The sequence below is a fragment of the Methylobacterium sp. 1030 genome (assembly GCF_040544715.1).
Taxonomy (GTDB): domain Bacteria; phylum Pseudomonadota; class Alphaproteobacteria; order Rhizobiales; family Beijerinckiaceae; genus Methylobacterium.
Genome location: NZ_JBEPKM010000020.1, coordinates 59827 through 77340 on the forward strand (window position 1 = coordinate 59827; position 17514 = coordinate 77340).

At 73.0% G+C, this 17514-nt stretch carries 19 protein-coding genes; 10 read left to right on the forward strand and 9 right to left on the reverse strand.

Annotated features, from left to right (window positions below; all coding sequences use genetic code 11):
• Positions 1-3 precede the first annotated feature (3 nt).
• From ABIC30_RS25330 to ABIC30_RS25350, 5 genes are all read left to right on the forward strand, one after another.
• Positions 4-1230: a geranylgeranyl diphosphate reductase gene (locus tag ABIC30_RS25330; RefSeq protein ID WP_020095243.1), complete on the forward strand. Its 1227-nt coding sequence runs from the start codon at positions 4-6 to the stop codon at positions 1228-1230.
• Complete coding sequence (locus tag ABIC30_RS25335; protein ID WP_020095242.1) at positions 1227-1724, forward strand: TspO/MBR family protein; 498 nt, start codon at positions 1227-1229, stop codon at positions 1722-1724. Before ABIC30_RS25330 ends, ABIC30_RS25335 begins: the two co-directional genes overlap by 4 nt.
• Positions 1724-2095, forward strand: a complete 372-nt coding sequence (locus tag ABIC30_RS25340; RefSeq protein WP_020095241.1) for a hypothetical protein — start codon at positions 1724-1726, stop codon at positions 2093-2095. Before ABIC30_RS25335 ends, ABIC30_RS25340 begins: the two co-directional genes overlap by 1 nt.
• A gap of 21 nt (positions 2096-2116) precedes the next feature.
• Positions 2117-3733 carry a cytochrome c gene (locus ABIC30_RS25345; RefSeq protein ID WP_020095240.1) on the forward strand — a complete coding sequence of 539 codons (1617 nt, stop codon included), beginning with the start codon at positions 2117-2119 and terminating at the stop codon, positions 3731-3733.
• Between the two features lie 125 nt (positions 3734-3858).
• Complete coding sequence (locus ABIC30_RS25350) at positions 3859-4032, forward strand: YqaE/Pmp3 family membrane protein (protein WP_012318839.1); 174 nt, start codon at positions 3859-3861, stop codon at positions 4030-4032.
• A gap of 4 nt (positions 4033-4036) precedes the next feature.
• Here the strand turns inward: ABIC30_RS25350 and ABIC30_RS25355 are convergent, their stop codons facing one another.
• Complete coding sequence (locus tag ABIC30_RS25355) at positions 4037-5554, reverse strand: L,D-transpeptidase family protein (protein WP_020095239.1); 1518 nt, start codon at positions 5552-5554, stop codon at positions 4037-4039.
• Positions 5555-5995: 441 nt separating this feature from the next.
• Here ABIC30_RS25355 and ABIC30_RS25360 point away from each other — a divergent pair, with 441 nt between their 5' ends.
• Complete coding sequence (locus ABIC30_RS25360; RefSeq protein ID WP_020095238.1) at positions 5996-6247, forward strand: CCDC90 family protein; 252 nt, start codon at positions 5996-5998, stop codon at positions 6245-6247.
• A gap of 57 nt (positions 6248-6304) precedes the next feature.
• On the opposite strand, the gene ABIC30_RS25365 is transcribed toward ABIC30_RS25360, so the two are convergent.
• The 5 genes from ABIC30_RS25365 to ABIC30_RS25385 all read right to left on the reverse strand — a co-directional run bounded on the left by ABIC30_RS25365 (position 6305) and on the right by ABIC30_RS25385 (position 11377).
• Complete coding sequence (locus tag ABIC30_RS25365; RefSeq protein WP_354456234.1) at positions 6305-7036, reverse strand: DUF1796 family putative cysteine peptidase; 732 nt, start codon at positions 7034-7036, stop codon at positions 6305-6307.
• Positions 7033-7995, reverse strand: coding sequence for an acetyl-CoA carboxylase carboxyltransferase subunit alpha (locus ABIC30_RS25370; protein ID WP_020095236.1), 963 nt, complete (start codon positions 7993-7995; stop codon positions 7033-7035). The genes ABIC30_RS25365 and ABIC30_RS25370 overlap by 4 nt, the downstream gene beginning before the upstream one ends.
• A 127-nt stretch (positions 7996-8122) precedes the next feature.
• Positions 8123-9331 carry a DUF2252 family protein gene (locus ABIC30_RS25375; RefSeq protein ID WP_020095235.1) on the reverse strand — a complete coding sequence of 403 codons (1209 nt, stop codon included), beginning with the start codon at positions 9329-9331 and terminating at the stop codon, positions 8123-8125.
• A 130-nt stretch (positions 9332-9461) separates the two neighbouring features.
• Positions 9462-10835 carry a PleD family two-component system response regulator gene (locus tag ABIC30_RS25380; protein ID WP_020095234.1) on the reverse strand — a complete coding sequence of 458 codons (1374 nt, stop codon included), beginning with the start codon at positions 10833-10835 and terminating at the stop codon, positions 9462-9464.
• A 170-nt stretch (positions 10836-11005) separates the two neighbouring features.
• Positions 11006-11377 carry a response regulator gene (locus tag ABIC30_RS25385; RefSeq protein ID WP_007560977.1) on the reverse strand — a complete coding sequence of 124 codons (372 nt, stop codon included), beginning with the start codon at positions 11375-11377 and terminating at the stop codon, positions 11006-11008.
• Positions 11378-11457: 80 nt separating this feature from the next.
• Between ABIC30_RS25385 and ABIC30_RS25390 the strand changes: the two genes are divergently transcribed.
• The gene (locus ABIC30_RS25390; RefSeq protein WP_026605257.1) at positions 11458-11754 is read left to right on the forward strand and encodes a DUF3572 domain-containing protein; all 297 of its coding nucleotides are present in this window, start codon (positions 11458-11460) and stop codon (positions 11752-11754) included.
• Positions 11755-11763: 9 nt separating this feature from the next.
• Here the strand turns inward: ABIC30_RS25390 and ABIC30_RS25395 are convergent, their stop codons facing one another.
• Both ABIC30_RS25395 and ABIC30_RS25400 read right to left on the reverse strand, forming a co-directional pair.
• Entirely contained in the window at positions 11764-12663 is a 900-nt protein-coding gene (locus ABIC30_RS25395) for a cell envelope integrity EipB family protein (RefSeq protein ID WP_020095232.1), read from the reverse strand.
• Positions 12664-12748: 85 nt separating this feature from the next.
• Positions 12749-14641, reverse strand: coding sequence for an ABC transporter ATP-binding protein (locus tag ABIC30_RS25400; protein WP_020095231.1), 1893 nt, complete (start codon positions 14639-14641; stop codon positions 12749-12751).
• Between the two features lie 392 nt (positions 14642-15033).
• Between ABIC30_RS25400 and ABIC30_RS31845 the strand changes: the two genes are divergently transcribed.
• The 3 genes from ABIC30_RS31845 (at position 15034) to ABIC30_RS25415 (ending at position 16112) form a co-directional block, all read left to right on the forward strand.
• Entirely contained in the window at positions 15034-15345 is a 312-nt protein-coding gene (locus ABIC30_RS31845; protein ID WP_020095230.1) for a helix-hairpin-helix domain-containing protein, read from the forward strand.
• 117 nt (positions 15346-15462) lie between these two features.
• Positions 15463-15705, forward strand: a complete 243-nt coding sequence (locus ABIC30_RS25410) for a type II toxin-antitoxin system VapB family antitoxin (protein ID WP_020095229.1) — start codon at positions 15463-15465, stop codon at positions 15703-15705.
• 11 nt (positions 15706-15716) lie between these two features.
• Complete coding sequence (locus tag ABIC30_RS25415; RefSeq protein WP_020095228.1) at positions 15717-16112, forward strand: type II toxin-antitoxin system VapC family toxin; 396 nt, start codon at positions 15717-15719, stop codon at positions 16110-16112.
• Positions 16113-16175: 63 nt separating this feature from the next.
• On the opposite strand, the gene trpB is transcribed toward ABIC30_RS25415, so the two are convergent.
• Positions 16176-17417 carry a tryptophan synthase subunit beta gene (trpB, locus tag ABIC30_RS25420; RefSeq protein ID WP_020095227.1) on the reverse strand — a complete coding sequence of 414 codons (1242 nt, stop codon included), beginning with the start codon at positions 17415-17417 and terminating at the stop codon, positions 16176-16178.
• Positions 17418-17514 lie beyond the last annotated feature (97 nt).

Genomic DNA, 17514 nt, shown 5'->3' on the forward strand with positions numbered 1-17514 from the left:
GCCATGGCCCGGTTGGATGATGGCGGCCCCGGCCGCGACAGCTACGACGTCGTCGTGGTCGGCGGCGGGCCGGCGGGCGCCACGGCGGCGACCGACCTCGCCCGGGCCGGCCACGCGGTGCTGCTCCTCGACAAGCCCGGCCGGATCAAGCCCTGCGGCGGCGCGATCCCGCCCCGGCTGATCCGGGACTTCGCGATCCCGGACGCGCTCCTGGTGGCGAAGATCCGGTCCGCCCGGATGGTGGCGCCGAGCGGCAAGGCCGTCGACATGCCGGTGGGCGAGGGCTTCGTCGGCATGGTCGACCGCGAGCACTTCGACCCGTGGCTGCGCGAGCGGGCCGCGGCGGCCGGCGCCGACCTGCGCGCGGCGGCCTACGACCGGATCACCCGGCCCGACGACGGGCCGCCGCTGGTCCACTTCACCACCGGCGCGGGGGCCGGCCTCGCCCGCCACGCCGTCCGGGCCCGCCTCGTCCTCGGCGCCGACGGCGCCTGCTCGCCGGTCGGCCGCGCGGAGGTGCCGGGCCACGCCAGGATGCGGCAGGTCTTCGCCTATCACGAGATCCTGCGGGTCCCGGAGGCCGGCGCCCCCGGGGCCGGGTCGGTCGACGCCACCCGCTGCGACGTCTACTACCAGGGTCGCCACTCGCCGGACTTCTACAGCTGGATCTTCCCCCACGGGGACACGCTGAGCATCGGCACCGGCAGCGCGCGGAAGGGGTTCTCGCTGCGCTCCTCGATCCGGGCCCTGCGCGCCGCCACCGGCCTCGACCACGCCGAGACCGTCCGCCGCGAGGGGGCGCCGCTGCCGCTGAAGCCCCTGAAGCGCTGGGACAACGGCCGGGACGTGCTGCTCGCGGGCGACGCCGCGGGCGTCGTCGCGCCGGCCTCCGGCGAGGGGATCTACTACGCGATGCTCGGCGGCCGGCTGTCGGCCGAGGCCGCCGCCGCCTTCCTGCGGACCGGGGACGCGCGCGCCCTCGCGGGCGCGCGGAAGCAGTTCATGAAGCTGCACGGGCGCGTGTTCTGGATCCTCGGGATGATGCAGTGGGTCTGGTACCGCAGCGACGGCCTGCGCGAGCGCTTCGTCTCGATCTGCCGGGACAAGGACGTCCAGCAGCTTACCTGGGACAGCTACATGAACAAGGAGCTGGTCCGCGCGAAGCCCGCCGCCCACGCGCGGATCTTCTTCAAGGACCTCGCGCACCTGTTCCGCTGGGTCTCGCCGTGAGCCTCGCCGCCGCCGATCTGGGGCCGCCCGCGGTGGCGGCGGTCGCGGCCGTGCTGGTGGCCGTGGCCGGCGGCCTCGCGACCACGACGGACACGTGGTACCGGCGCCTGCGGGTCCCGGCCTGGAAGCCGCCGGACTGGGCCTTCGGCCCGGTCTGGGCGGTGATCTTCGCGCTCACCACCACGGCCGGCGTGCTGGCCTGGAACGGCGACGCCGACCCCGTCGCCCGGGGCGTCCTGCTGGCCGCCTACGCGGTGAACGGGGTGCTCAACATCGCCTGGAGCGTGCTGTTCTTCCGGTTCCGCCGGCCCGACTGGGCGCTGGCCGAGGTCGCGGTCCTGTGGCTGTCCATCGCCGTGCTGGTGCTGGTGACCGGCCGGGTCTCGGGCGCGGCGGGGCTCATGAACCTGCCCTACCTCGCCTGGGTCAGCGTCGCCGCCTGCCTGAACCTGCGGATCGTCCGCCTCAACGGGCCGTTCGCGGAGCCCGCCTGATGGGGGCGCTCCTCGACCCGGTCCTCGGCCCCGCCTTCGCGTCGGGCCGGATCGTCGACGGGATCCTGCTGCTCGTCGCCCTGGAGGCGCTCGCCCTCGCGTGGCTCGCCCGCCGGGGCGGCCCGCCGCTGCCGTCCCTGCTGGCCAACCTCGCCTCCGGCGCCGCGCTGATGCTGGCCCTGCGGGCGGCGCTCGTGGGGGCCGGCTGGGTCGCGGTCGCCGGGTGGATGCTCGCCGGGCTCGTCGCCCATCTCGCCGACCTCGGCCTGCGGGTCCGGGCGGCCACGGCACAACGCCGCAGCGCGGCGCCGGCCGGAACAACGCCCGCGACGGCCGCGTTCACGCGCGTCACAAGTTTCAAACAGCTCTAAAATCGGGATGGGAGACGCGGCATGCAGCGCACGAGAGCCCTCTCCTCCGGCCGCGCGGCCCCGGCGCGGCTGGCCCCGATGCGGGCCGCCCCCTTCCTCGCGGGCCTGCTCCTGGCCGCGCCGGCGCTGGCGCAGGACGGGTCGGCCGACCAGATCGAGCGCGGCAAGTACCTCGTGACGATGGGCGACTGCGCGGCCTGCCACACGGCGCCGGGCGGCAAGTACCTCGCCGGCAACTACGCGCTGAACATGCCCTTCGGCGTGATCATGACCCCCAACCTCACCCCCGACAAGGAGACGGGCCTCGGCAACTGGAGCTACGCCGACTTCGACCAGGCGTTCCGGCACGGCTACAGCAAGAACGTCGGCTACCTGTACCCGGCCTTCCCGTTCGCGTGGTTCACCAAGGTCACCGACGAGGACACCAAGGCGATCTGGGCCTACCTCCAGTCGGTCCCGGCCGTGAACGAGAAGCGGAAGGAGAGCCAGATCCCGTTCCCGTTCAGCGTCCGCACGGCGCTGGTGACGTGGCGGACGGCCTTCTTCACCGAGGAGCGCTTCAAGCCCGACCCGAAGGCCAGCGCCGAGGTGAACCGCGGCGGCTACCTCGTGGAGGGGCTCGGCCACTGCGCCATGTGCCACAACGAGAACAAGCTCGTCGGCAACTCGAGCTTCGCGGGCCGGTTCGGCGGCGGCGTGATCGACGGCTGGTACGCCCCCAACATCACCCCGGACGGCCACCAGGGCATCGGCGCCTGGACCGACGAGCAGGTGGTGACCTACCTCAAGACCGGCACCGCCCCGGGCGACCGGCCGGGCGTCGCCGCCGGGCCGATGCGCCAGACCATCATGGAATCCCTCTCCAAGGTGAAGGAGGAGGACCTGAAGGCCATGGTGGCGTACCTGCGCACCGTGCCGGCCAAGCAGACCTACAAGCCGAAGGACCTCACGGCCTTCGACACGCCCGACGCGCCCGGCGCCTCCACCTACCTGACCTACTGCTCCTCCTGCCACCAGCCCGACGGCAAGGGCATCGAGGGCGCGGTCCCGGCGCTCGCCGGCAACACCTCGGTCCAGTCCGAGGGCCCCGAGACGGTGCTGCGGGTGATCTACGGCGGGCTCGGCGCCCAGAGTGGGCTCGCCCCGATGGTGGCGATCGGCCAGCAGATGACCGACGTCGAGGTGAAGAACGTCACCGACTACATCCGCAATTCCTGGGGCAACAAGGCGCCGGTCGTGACCGGCGAGAAGGCCTCGGAGGCGCGCGCCGCCACCAAGACCATGCTGGCCGGCACGGCGCCCTGCGCGGAGATCGAGCAGGACAAGCTCAAGGCCGCCTTCGACAAGATCGGCCTGCAGGCGAGCCTGAAGGGCCTGAAGCAGCAGGACTTCGTCCCGACCCTCGCCCGGCTGGTGCAGCAGGTGAAGGCGGAGCCGACCGGGGTCACCGACGACGACATCGTCAACGGCCTGACCACGGCCTTCTGCAAGGTCGGCCGCGACGACCCGCAATACGGCAACCCGAGCTGGCCCGCGGTGATCGGCACCTTCGCGAACGTCGCCTACAGCCAGGTGAAGCACCCGGAGAAGCAGGCCGCCAACGTCCCCTCGGCCACCACGCCGCCGGCGAAGAACTGAGGCGCCGCCCCCGCGGCCCCGGCCTGCCGGGGTCTTCGGGGCCGGTTCGGGGTCAGATCGGGCGGAACGGATAAAACCGTGTTTCGTTGGAGCCGGGACGTGCCGACCTCACGCCCGGAGTCCCCGTGTCCAGCCTCGTCCGCATCCTGCTCGCGATCTTCTTCCCGCCGATCGCCGTGCTCGTCACCACGGGCTTCGGCCTTCAGTTCCTGCTGAACATCCTGCTGTGGATCCTGGGCTGGCTGCCCGGCACGGTCCACGCCCTGTGGCTGATGAACCGCGACCGGCCGCTGGTCTGAACCGTCAGGGCTTCCGGCCCTCGGGCTCGCCCTTCCGGAGGGCGGGCTTCTCCGCCTTCGCGTCGGCCTTCGACTCACCCTTGCCCTCGACCTTCGCGGTCTTCACCGCGTGGGCCCTGGCGGCCTTCGGCGCGACCGTCTCGGCGGCGTGGGCGACCTTCGCCGGCTCCGGCGCCGCCGCGGGCACGACCGCGGCGGCGACCGCCGGGGCCGCGGGCGCCGCCGGGGCCGGCTTGTCCTTGGCGAAGAGCTGGCCGAACAGCTTCTGGTAGCTGCTCGCATCGCCGTCCGCGTCCGCCACCGCGATGCGAGCGGGCTTGTCGGGCAGGGCCGCCGTGGTCTCGACCTGCGCGTCGGGATCGGCGCGGTTCGCCATGAGCGTCGTGGGCGTCGTGGGCGCCGCTGGCTCCCGCCCGTGCCCCTTGCCGCCGGCCTTCGCGGCGCGGGTCGCGGCCGCCGGCTCGGCGCCGGCCAGCATCGTGGGCTGGCCCTTCGGCGCGAGCTCGATCTCCTGCGGGCCGGCCGCCAGGGTCTCGGGTCGGCTCACGTCGCCGAGATTGTGCCGGCCGTACTCCTTGGCGTCGTAGGGCAGGACCGTCTCGGTGCCGCCGAGGCTCGCGAAGGCGCTGGCGTTCTGCGGGCGGAAGACCGGGTTCTGGCCGCCGTCCTGGTAGACGACCCGCACCGCCGGCGTGCCCTTGGCGACGAGGTCGGCGACCGCGTGCGTGTCGCGCGCGCTCTTCTCGGCCACCAGCGGGTCGACCCGCGGCTTGCACGAGCCGGCGGCCGCGTCGGCCCCGCCGAACACGTACTTGGTCCCGCACTGGCCGACCTTCGGCTCCTCGTGCAGGGCCTCGAAATAGTCGGAGCCCTCCTTGAGGTTCTGCCAGAAGGCGATGTTCGGATCGTTGCGGAACTTGGCCATGTTCTCGGCCGTCATCCGGAACGGGTAGGACTGGAACTGGAAGCTGCGCTGGCCGCCGATGAACGCGTCGCGGGCGACGGCGTAGATCTCCGCGATGGTGGCGTCGGTCATGGCGAAGCAGCCCGCCGACGAGCAGGTGCCGTGCACCATCAGGTACTTGCCGGTGCGGCCGTTGGCCCGGTCGACGGCGTTCGGGAAGCCCGTGTCGAACGAGAGATAGTACGACGAGTTCGGGTTCATCAGGCCCGGGGTGATCGTGTAGAAGCCCTCGGGCGCCTGCCGGTCGCCCTCGCGGGTCTTCGGCCCGAGCTGGCCGGACCAGCGGCAGATCGGGTAGGTCTTCAGGAGGGCGTAGCGGCCGTCGCTCCCCCGCTTCCAGATCTCCATCTCCGCCTCCTTCTTGAAGGTGCGGATCAGGATCGGGTCGGAGGGCTGCATCCCCTTGGACTGCATCAACGCGACGGTCTGGGGGGCGATCGGCGCGAGGCTGCGCGCGCTCGGGCCGTTGATCCCGGAACCGTCCTGGCAGGCGGCGAGCGACAGGGCCAGCAGGGACGCCGCCGCCAGCAGTCGCGCGGTCGCGAGACGCGCCGTCATGGGGAACCTCGATCGTCTTACGCGCGCCCGCGGGCCTTGCTGGCCGCGTCGGGTGCCACTCCCCAACCCAATAGGCTCGTTAAGCTTGCGCCTTCCTTACCGCAAGGACCCGGCTGCAACACTGGATTGTTCTCGGGTGTGGAGAGCCCGCGCATGCGCGCTATCCACAGCGCGCCGCGGCGGGGTCGCGGGACGGCGCCGTTCGAGCCGCAGGGCCGCGCGGCGATCCATGCTGTGCTCGTGCGCGGTCCCGCCCGCGGTCCGGCCTGCCGGCCCGGTGCGCGGACCGGTGGGCTCCCTGGCGGAGCGGACGCGTGCGACCGCGCCGGGCGCCCAACTTTGAGCTGCTTGCCTCGGCGGGATGAAGGCGCCACGTTCGCGGAGGCTGCCATCCGGATTCGGCCGATCGACCCGGACGGCTCGAACACGCGAACGTCGCCCATGACGGCCCTCTCGCTCGACACGCACGCCCTCGTCCGTCGCCTGCGGGCGACCGGCCTGTCAGAGGATCAGGCCGAGGCGATCACCGCGGCGATCCGCGAGAGTCGGGATTCCGATCTGACGAACCTCGTCACCAAGACCGATCTGGCCGAAGCGAAGTTCGACATCATGAAATGGGTGATCGGCTCGATCGGCTTCCAGACGATCGTCATCGTCGGCGCGATCGTTGCCCTGTCGCGCGCCGCGCATTGACGGCCGCCCCGGGAGCCGACCGTCCGCCGCCCCGCAACGTCGCCCCCGGGCGCCCGCTCAGGCGAACAGAGCCGGCCGCCGCGCCGCCTCGGCGCGGATGATCGCCACCAGCGCCGCGTCGTCGGCCGGGTCGGCGAGCCGCAGGCCGACCGGCTCCGAGGGCGTCTGCACGGTGAGCCAGCGAAGGGTGGGCCGGAGGTCGAGCGCCTCGACCACCGCCATGCGCGGGTGCCCGGTCTCGAGCTGCACGAAGGTCAGGTGGTTGCGGCTGGCGCGCTGCCCGAGCAGGTCGTCGATCGCCTCGACCACGTCGCGGGGCGTGTGCAGATGGGTCATCATCCAGAGGCGGTTGTCGGTGCCCGGCGTGTCGAGGGCCCGGCGCAGCCGGCGCACGCCCTCGGTGAGGAAGGCGTAGTCCGCCTCGCTCGTCGCCGGGTCGTGGTGGTTGAACACGCACTCGAGGCCGTGCCGCTCCCGGTAGAGGCGGTGGCGTCCCCGCCAGATGCCGGGGCCGCGCCGCTCGGCCTCCGGGATGCTCTCCAGCTGGCCCCGGTCGACGAGCGCCGCGAAGTCGTCGGCGAGGCAGTCCCGGGCCATGCCGGGCATGGAGAAGATCCAGTCGAGGGGCCCCGACCACTGGCGCAGGTCGAGCGTCTTGAGGACGTGCGCCATCTGGCAATTGCAGCCCAGGGAGGCGTGGTTGTGCCGGCCCGGCTCCCGCGCGTCGCGCCAGCCGAGCAGCCGGCCGAGCGCGCCGAACAGGCCCCCCGTCGCCCCGGGCTCGCTCACAGGGTCCGGCCGATCGCCAGGAACTTCTCGGCGCGCCGGTCGCGGACCTCGACGGGCGAGAGGCCGTCGAACTGCGCGAGGGCGTCGGCGATGGCGTCGCCCGCGGCCCGGATCGCCGCCTCGCGGTCGCGGTGCGCCCCGCCGGTGGCCTCCGGGATGATCGCGTCGATGACGCCGAGCCGCAGCAGGTCCTGGGCGGTGATCTTCATGGCGGTCGCGGCGTCCGACGCGCGGCCCTGGTCGCGCCACAGGATCGAGGCGGCGCCCTCCGGCGAGATCACCCCGTAGATCGCGTGCTCCAGCATCAGCACCCGGTTGGCGGTGGCGAGCGCGATCGCGCCGCCCGAGCCGCCCTCCCCGATCACCACGGCGACGTTGGGCACGCCGAGCGCGAGGCAGGCCTCGGTCGAGCGGGCGATGGCCTCGGCCTGGCCGCGCTCCTCCGCCTCGATGCCCGGATAGGCGCCGGCGGTGTCCACGAAGGCGAGGACCGGCAGACCGAACCGGTCGGCGGTCTCCATGAGCCGGACCGCCTTGCGGTAGCCCTCGGGCCGGGCCATCCCGAAATTGTGGCGCAGCCGCGCCTCGGTCGTCGCGCCCTTCTCCTGGCCGAGCACCAGGACCGGCCGGCCGCGGAACCGGCCGAATCCGCCCAGGATCGCCTCGTCCTCGCCGAAGCTGCGGTCGCCGGCCAGCGGCGTGAACTCGGTGATGAGCCCGTCGCGGTAGTCCACGAAGTGCGGCCGCTGCGGGTGGCGGGCCACCTGGGTCTTCTGCCAGGGGGTCAGATTCGCGTAGATCTCGGCGAGCGCCTGGCCGGCCTTGGCCTCGAGCCGGCCGACCTCCTCGGCGATGGAGACCGCGCCGTCGCGCGCGCTCACGGCGCGCAGCTCCTCGAGCTTGGCCTCCAGCTCGGCCACCGGCTTCTCGAAGTCGAGGTAGGTGCGCGTCACCGCCATCGTATCACAGGTCTTCCCGGGGTCCGCCGCGCGAGAGGCGGCGGGCGGGAGGTGTTGGCGATGGCGGGGATGGTGTCAACCGGCGGCGTGGCGGAAGCGCCCCGGGTCCGGGTCGGTCCGGGCCGCGTCAGGCCGCGTCCAGCGCCTCCCGGGCGATCCGGCGGCAATGCTCTAGGTAGCCGCGCTGGTGCGCGCCCATCAGGTCGGTGACCACCGACCAGAGCCAGCCGGGGGCGTCGGGGCCCGGGCCCGGCGCCCGCACGGCGTCGATCCAGGCCCGGCGGTCGGCCGCGCCCATCTGGCGGCCGTGGGCCCGGCCCAGGATGGCGGCGAGGTGCCGGGAGACGCGGACCGCCTCGCCGCGGGAGAACTGCTCGGCGTCGATCTTGAGATCCTGCGGCAGCAGCTCGCGGACCGTGACGGGCGTGCCGCCGATGTGGCCGGCGACCATCCGGTCGCCGAGGTTGGGCGACAGCGCCCGCGCGCCCGCGACGACGCGTTCGGCGTGGTCCGACGGCACCGCGATCCCGGCGGCGGCCGGCGCGAGGTGCGGCACCGCCTCCTTGACGTCGAGGAGGGCGAGGTTCGGACGGTCGCCGCCCAGCACCTCCACCAGGGCGGCGTAGCGCAGGCGCCCGAGGGAGCTGCAGCCCTTGATCCAGTAGGCGGCGTCGAGCAGCCGGATCTCGGCGTCGTCGGCCGCGCTGCCGAGCGCCAGGACGAGGCGGCGGATCTCCGGATCGCGGATCAGCGCCGTCAGCGAGTCTTGCTCGTCGGCGTCGAGGTCGAAGAACCGGCTGCCCCGTGGGAGCCGGGCGGCCTTGCCCTTCAGGCGCTCGCGCGAGAGGTGGCGCCAGCGCCGGCCGAGCGCCCGCCGCTTCGTCGTGACGACGATCTCGGACGGGTCGACGCCCCGCTCGGCCCCCTCGGGATCGGCGATCCCGTCGGCGTAGCCGTCCGCCATGGCGTCCATCATCCGGGCGGTGACGATGCCCGGCAGGGTCGCGTTGAGCGCCGCGGTGACCAGGGAGAGCGCGAGCCGGACGAGGTCGAAGGCCGGGTTCGCCACCACGGTCTGGTCGAGGTCGCGGATCTGGATGTCGATCCCGCCGTCCGGGCCGGCGAGCGCGCCGAGATTGCCGAGATGCGCGTCGCCGCAGATCCAGACGGGCGGCCCCTCGGGCAGGGTGCCGGCCGGCATCCCGGCGAGCAGCTCGTAGAACCGCGCCGTGCTGCCGCGGACGTAGGCGTGCGGCGAGGACGCGATCTTGCACAGGCGGCGGTGGTTCAGCACGCTCGCGTCGCGGCCGGATCGGGCCGGTACCTGCATGTCCATGGGTTCGGTCCCGCGCGCCGCTCCGCCGGCCTCGACGGGCCGGCCGAATCCGATAACACGGCGAGGCCGGCCTTTTCATCCGCGCGCGCGGGCGCGCGTATTGACGCGGGGACGCCTGTCAGGCCGCCGGTCAGGCCGCCTGCGACTCGACCCGGTTCCGGCCCGCCGCCTTGGCCCGGTAGAGGGCGAGGTCGGCCCGGCGGAGCATGTCGGCGGGGCCGAGATCCTCGCCGCGGCGCACGGCGACGCCGATCGAGACCGTCACCGACACGGTCCGGGTCGCCCCCTGCACGGTGAACGGCACCGCCTCGACGCGCTCGCGGATGCGCTCGGCGATGCCCTGCGCCTCGACGAGGCCCGCCTCCGGCAGGATCACCACCACCTCCTCGCCGCCGTAGCGCGCCACGATGTCGATCGGCCGCGTGTGATGGCGGACCCGCTCGGCGAAGCCGCGCAGCACCTCGTCGCCGGCCTCGTGGCCGAAGCTGTCGTTGATCCCCTTGAAGTGGTCGATGTCGAGGATCAGCGCGGCGAGGCTCGCCCGGCGGGCGGCCTCGTCGCCGAACAGGGTGCCGAGGTGGCTGTCGAGGTAGCGCCGGTTGTGCAGGCCGGTGAGCGCGTCGGTCACGGCCATCTGCAGGGAGGCCTGCATCGCCCCCCGGAGCGCGTCGGTGAAGCGCTTGCGCTTCACCTGGGTGCGGACCCGGGCCATCAGCTCGTTGCGGTCGACCGGCCGCATCAGGAAGTCGTGCACGCCGAAATCGAGCCCGCGGACCACCCGGGCGCGGTCATACTCCTCGGCGAGCATGATCAGCGGCATCGCCCGGGTCCGGTCGAGGGACCGGAGCTGGCTGCACAGGCGCAGGCCGTCGAAGCCGGTGAGGTCGAGGCTCACGAGGGCGAGGTCGAAGGACTCCTCGGCGGCGAGGCGCAGGGCCTCCTGCGGGTCGGGCTCGACCGTGACCACGTGGTGCTGGCGCAGGGCCCCGGCGAGGCGCTCGGCCGAGCCGGGCCGGTCCTCGATCAGCAGGATCCGGGCGTCGAGGCCGGTCTCGGCGGTGGCGAGCGCCAGGGGATCGCCGATCCCGAACTCCCGGGAGGCGAGCGCGCGCTGGCGCAGCTCGTCCGTCACGGCCTTGAGCCGCACGAGGCTGCGCACCCGGGTGAACAGGGCGGTGTCGTCCACCGGCTTGGTCAGGAAGTCGTCGGCCCCGGCGTCGAGGCCGCGCAGGCGGTCCGCGGGCTGGTCGAGGGCCGTGACCATCACCACCGGGATGTGGGCCGTGAGCGGGTTGTTCTTGAGATGCCGGCAGACCTCGAACCCGTCCATGCCGGGCATCATCACGTCGAGCAGGACGAGGTCGCAGAGGCCCTTCTCGCAGATCGCGATCGCGTCCCGGCCGTTCATGGCCGCGAGCGTGTCGAAATATTCCAGGCCGAGCTTCGTCTCCAGAAGCCTGACGTTCGGGAACAGATCGTCGACGATCAGGACACGGGCCGACATGGTTCCTCGTGCGGGCGCGGGTGAGCGGCCCGGACCGGGCGCCGTGTGCCGTGGGGGCGCGCCGCCGGTCGGCCGCCGGGGCCGGGGCGGACACGACGGGACGGACGGTTGAACCGGTCACCCGGCCCGGCGCGGCCGGGGGTCCGGTTCAACGGCACGCCTCGCCGGCGTCAACGCGGTTCAAGATAGGCCCGAACCGTTGCCAAAAACTTCGCGACCGAGATCGGCTTCGACAGGTAGGCCTCGCAGCCGCCCTCGCGGATCCGCTCCTCGTCGCCCTTCATGGCGAAAGCCGTGATGGCGATCACCGGGATGCTCTTGAGGTCGTCGTCCTCCTTGAGCCACTTCGTCACCTCGAGGCCGGAGACCTCGGGGAGCTGGATGTCCATGAGGATCAGGTCGGGGTGATGGGCGCGCGCCAGCTCGATCGCCTCGATGCCGTGGGCGGTCTTGAGCGTCGCGTAGCCGTTCGCCTCCAGGAGATCGTTGAACAGCTTCATGTTCAACTCGTTGTCCTCGACGATCAGCACCGTCTTCTTCATGATCCGTTGTCCCGGTGCGCGCCGATCATGATTAGCGGGCCGTGAAGCCCCTCCGTCACCTTTGTAGCGTTCACATGTTGATGAATGGCAAACCTCTTCAAGGGCATGAGTCGGCCGAACGGCTCGCCCTGGACGTTCTGTTGTGGATCGCTGGGGACGACGACCGTCTCCTGCCCTTCCTGGCGGCGAGCGGCCTGAGCCCCGACACGCTCCGCGCGAGCGCCCGGGAGCCGGCCTTCTTGGTCGGCGTCCTCGACCACGTGATGGGCGACGAGAACGTGCTGGTCGCCTGCGCGAACGGCCTCGGGATCAAGCCGGAGCGGATCGCCGCGGCCTGGCAGGCGCTCTCGCCGCGGCCGGACGACGCATGGGCGTGAGGCGGGGCCTCAGGGCGTGCAGCCCTTGCCCGCCTCCCTGTCGGCCCGCCCCGCCTTGGCGTCGATGTCGAGGGCGGTCATGTCGCCCAGGATGGCGAAGTCGCCGTAATCGAGCTTGAGCGCGCCGCTGACGCCGTTCTCGTAGAGGTCGAAGCCGAGGGTGTAGATCGGCGTCCGCTCCCCGGCGCCCTCGGTGTAGTAGCTGAGGCGGACCGGCCAGCGCGGCATGGTGGCCAGCGACCCGTCGCGCAGGGGCTTGTCGCGGGTCGAGCCGGAGGCCGGGGCCGGGCCGGTCGCGGCGTGGCCGATCACCGCGAAGGTGTCGTAGACCTTCCGGCCGTCGTCCGAGCCGTCGAAGACCTTGACCGCGAGGGTCGACTGGCCGGCCCGCGCTGCCTCGATCAGACGGCGCATGTGCTCGCTCGGGAACAGGACCGGCCCCTCCACGGTGAACGGCTTGGGGCCGCCCTTCAGCTTCACCGTCAGGGCGTCGCCCTGCTCGGAGGCGGTCCCGTCCACGGGGGCGGCGGGCTTGTTGTTGGTGAGCGTCGTCGTCTTGAACCGGAACTCGCGCCCCTGCCCGCCCTCGAAGGTGGTGCTGCGCATGTCGGACAGGCGCGCGCCGGTCTCGCCGGAGGACAGCTCCGTCACCTGGCGGGTCTGCATCGTGTAGCCGCGGCAGGCGTCGCCCCGGAAATCGATGACGATGCGCCCGCGGGCGCTCTCCACCGAGCGGGTGCCGCCGCCCTCGGCCAGCGACAGGTCGTAGACCGCGCGGTGGTTGGCGAGCACGATCTCGGGCGCCGGCGGCTTGGCCTCCGGTTCGGGCGCGGCGGGCGGGGCCGCGCGGGTGGGCCCGGCGCAGACGAGAAGACCGGCCGTCAGCAGTGGGAAGAGGCGCAGGCGCATGGACAACCCCGGTTCGGTCCGCCGCAGATAGCAGGCTCAGGGAATCGGGCAATGCTTGGGCCGCCCCGGCGACGCGCCGGCCGGCCTACCGGTAGCCCTCGGCCTGGAGGGCGAACAGCTCGGCGTAGCGGCCGCCCCGCGCCATGAGGGCGGCGTGGCTGCCCTCCTCCAAGACCCGGCCGCCCTCCAGGACGAGGATGCGGTCGGCCATGCGCACGGTGGAGAAGCGGTGCGAGATCAGCACCGTCGTCCGCCCGGCCGACAATTCCCGGAACCGGGCGAAGACGTCGTGCTCGGCCCGGGCGTCGAGGGCGGCGGTCGGCTCGTCCAGGATCAGGATCTCGGCCTCGCGCATGTAGGCCCGGGACAGCGCGACCTTCTGCCACTCGCCCCCGGAGAGGTCGAGGCCGCCGGCGAAGCGCTTGCCCAGCGGCTGGGCGTAGCCCGCGGGCAGGCGCTCGATCACCGGGGCCGCGAGCCCGCGGGCCGCCGCGGCGGCGATGCGGTCCGCGTCGTCGGCGGCCGCGATCCGGCCGACCGCGACGTTCTCCCCGGCGGTGAGGTCGAAGCGGACGAAGTCCTGGAAGATCGCCCCGATCCGCGCCCGCAGGTCGTCGAGGTCGTAGGCGGGCAGCGGCACGCCGTCGAGGAGCACGCGGCCCTCGTGCGGCTCGTACAGCCGGGTCATCAGCTTGACGATCGTGGTCTTGCCGGCGCCGTTGCCGCCGACCAGCGCCACCGTCTCCCCGGCCCGGACCGCGAAGGAGAGGTGGCGCAGGGCCCAGCCCTGCGCGCCCGGGTAGCGGTAGCCGACATCCTCGAAGACCAGCCCCTCCCGGATCGGGCTCGGCACCGGCACGGGCCGGGCGGGCGAGCGGATCTGCGGCCGGATCGCGAAGAAGGCGTAGAAATCCTCGAGATACTGCGCCTGGCCGGTGATCTGGGTCAGCCCGAGGAGCAGCCCCTCCAGGCCGCCGCGCAGCCGCTGGAACGCGCCGGCCAGGAAGGCGAGGTCGCCCACCGAGAAGGCGCCCGCCACCGTGCGCCAGACGATCACCGCGTAGGCGGCGTAGTAGGCGAGCGTCCCGAGGCTCGCGAAGGCGAAGCCCCAGCCGGCCCGGGCGACCGCGAGGCCGCGGTTCTCGGCGAGCAGCCGCCCCGCCACCGCGGCGTAGAGCCCGGTGACGTAGCCCGCGAGGCCGAAGAGCTTGATCTCCTTGGCGGTCTCGACGCTGGCGCCGAGGTAGCGCAGGTAGTCGATCCGCCGCCGCTCGGGGCTGCGGATCCAGGCGAGGCGGTAGCCGGCCTTGGTGAAGTGCCACTCGTTGAGCACCGCCGGGACCAGGGCGGCGGCGATCAGCACGACGAGCCAGGGCGTGAAGGCCGCGACCCCGACCGCCAGGGTCGCGAGGGTCAGGAGGCCCTGCAGCTGGCCGAACACCGTGCCGATGAGGCCGGTGCGGCCGCTGACCTGCCGGCGGGCCCGCTCCAGCCGGTCCTGCTGGGCGCTGTCCTCGAACTGGGCGAGGTCGAGCTCGGCGGCGTGCGCCATCAGCCGCAGGGAGGCCGCGTTGGCGTAGAGGTCGCCGATCAGGGTCTCGACGAGGCTCGAGAGCCGGCCGGTCAGGTCCGAGAGCAGGGCGAGGCCGAACTCGGCGGCGACGAGGCCGGCGAGCCGCGCCCGGCCGGGATCGGCGAGCCACGAAGCGAGCCCCGCCTCCGGCGCCGGCCGGGCGTGCTCGGCCACGATCCCGTCGAGGATGAGCTTAGCGAGGTAGAGGGTCAGGACCGGCAGGCAGGCCGCCACGAGGCGCAGCGACAGGCTCGCCGCCAGCAGGCGCGGGCTCGCGGCGGCGATCTCCCGGAACAGGGTCGGCAGGTAGCGCAGGGCGCCGACGCGCGCGCCCAGGCGCTTGCCGAGTCGCTCACCCAGCCGCCGACGCAGTCCCGCCCCCGGCCGCGGTACGGGCCCGCTCATACCCTGGGGATGACCCGCCGGGTTTGGGGCGTGGATTGGACGACGTGCAAGGATATCATTAACTGTAGATGCATATAGTTTTAATCCTCGTCGAGTGGTGCGTGCTCAGCGGTCCTGCAATCCTCAGAGTTTCGGTTCTCCTCATCATTGCCGGCATCCTCGCGGCGGTGGTGCAGGCCCTGCTGCCGAGCCCCGCACCCGGACCGGCGATTCCGCCCGCGTCCGCTCCGGAAACACCGGCGGCCCCCCAGCCCTCGGCCACGGTCCGGCGCGTCGAGCCGCCTCCCGCGGCTCCTGCGGCGCCGCCCGCCCCGGCCGCTCCGTCCGCCCCGCCCGCGGCGGCGGTCGAGCCTGCCCCCGCCCCGCCCGGCGGCGCTCCGGCGCCGACGCAGATGCCCTCCGACGCGACGGCCTTCCCCGCCGAGCCGCTCCCGCGGGAGGCGCAGCCCGATCCGTCGGCGCAGGAGGCGGCCGGTCAGGCCGAGGTCGACCGGGCGGAGGACAGCGCCGGTCCCCGGGCCCTGGCCATCCTCGATCTCAACACCGCCTCGGTGGCGGATCTCAATCACCTGCGCGGCGGCGGCGCCATCGGCCGGGCGATCGTCGCCAAGCGGCCCTACACGTCGGTGGAGCAGCTGCTGTCGAAGCGCGTGCTCAGCCGGTCGGTCTACGAGAAGATCAAGGATCAGGTGACTGTGCGGTGACCGTGCGGTGACCGTGCGGTGAGCGGCCGCGGCCCGGCGACCCGCTCCGGCCCGCTCCGCCTTGCGGCGTCCGAGGATATAAATTAGCGCTGTGCGGGATATCCCAGGGGGCCGCGCATGCCGCTCTACGTCAAGGATCCGCAGGTCGACGCCCTCGCGGCCCAGCTCATGGCGTTGCTGGGCACGAGCAAGACCGACGCGGTGCGCCGCGCGCTTCAGAACGAGATCGCCCGCCAGACGAACCGGCCCGATCTCGTCGAGCGGACGGCCGACTTCGTCCGTGCCCTGCACGAGCGTGCCGGTCCGGACCGGAAGCCCGCCGACGCGGCGTTCATCGACGGTCTGTACGAGCGCACCTGAGGCGGGACCCGATGTTCGTGGATGCGTCGGCCCTCACGGCGATCCTCACCGACGAGACGGATGCGGCCGCCCTGGCGGCCCGGCTTCAGCGGGCGCTGCGCCGCGTGACGTCGCCCCTGGCGGTCTGGGAAACCGGCGTGGCCTTGGCGCGCCACCTCGATCTCCCGGTCCCGGCCGCCCGCGAGGCGGTGCACGCCTATCTCGACCTCGCCGGCATCGAGATCGTGGCCGTCCCGCCGGAGGCCGAAGCGGGCGCGCTGGACGCCTACGACCGCTTCGGCAAGGGCCGGCACCCGGCCGGCCTGAACTTCGGCGACTGCTTCGCCTACGCCTGTGCCCGCGCCCACGGCATCCCGCTGCTCCACAAGGGCAACGACTTCCCGCTCACGGACATCGAGACCGCCTGAGGCCGACGGTCCGCGCGCGGGACAGGCGGGGCGCGGCGGGCGGAGGACTGCCGCCGCGCGCCCTCAGATCTTCGTGCCGAAGATCTCGGCCACCTGCGGGATGTCCTTGTCGCCGCGGCCCGACATGTTGAGCACCATGAGGTGCTCGGCCGGGCGCTGCGGCGCGAGCTCCAGGATCTTGGACAGGGCGTGGGCCGGCTCCAGGGCCGGGATGATCCCCTCCAGCATCGAGCAGAGCTTGAACGCCTCCAGCGTCTCGGAATCGGTCGCCGACAGGTACGTGACCCGGCCCATCTCGTGCAGCCACGCGTGCTCGGGGCCGATGCCCGGATAGTCGAGGCCCGCCGAGATCGAGTGCGCGTCGGCGATCTGGCCGTCCCCGTCCATCAGCAGGTAGGTGCGGTTGCCGTGCAGCACGCCCGGCTTGCCGCCGGTGAGCGAGGCCGCGTGCAGGCCCGACTGGACGCCGTGGCCCGCGGCCTCGACGCCGAAGATCTCGACCTCGCGGTCGTCCAGGAACGGGTGGAACAGCCCCATGGCGTTCGAGCCGCCGCCGATGCAGGCGACGAGGGAATCCGGGATCCGGCCCTCCTGGGCGATCATCTGCTCGCGGGTCTCGCGGCCGATCACCGACTGGAAGTCGCGGACCATGGCCGGGTACGGGTGCGGGCCCGCCACCGTGCCGATGCAGTAGAACGTGTCGGCGACGTTGGTGACCCAGTCGCGCAGCGCCTCGTTCATGGCGTCCTTGAGGGTCTTGGTGCCGGATTCCACCGGGATCACCTCGGCGCCGAGCATCTTCATGCGGAAGACGTTGGGCGCCTGCCGGGCGACGTCGACCGCGCCCATGTAGACGACGCACTTGAGGCCGAAGCGCGCGCAGAGCGTGGCGGTGGCGACGCCGTGCTGGCCGGCGCCGGTCTCGGCGATGATCCGCGGCTTGCCCATGCGGCGGGCCAGCAGGATCTGGCCCAGCACGTTGTTCACCTTGTGGGAGCCGGTATGGTTCAGCTCCTCGCGCTTGAAATAGACCTTGGCGCCCTGCCCCGCCGGCGCCTTGGCGCGCAGGTGCTCGGTGAGGCGCTCGGCGTAGTAGAGCGGGCTCGGCCGGCCGATATAGTGGGTGCCGTAGCTCTCCATCTCGGCCTGGAAGGTCGGGTCCTGCTTGGCCGCGTCGTAGGCCGCCTCCAGCTCGAGGATCAGCGGCATCAGCGTCTCGGCGACGAAGCGGCCGCCGAAGATGCCGAAGCGGCCGCGCTCGTCGGGGCCGGTGCGGAAGGAGTTGGGCTCGGGGGCGATGGTCACGGGACGGATCCTGCGCGCGCGTGTCGATCTGTTGCCGGGTGCCTAGACCCATGTCGCCGTCACCGCAATGCGGCCAGCCGCGCGCGTAACCGGATCG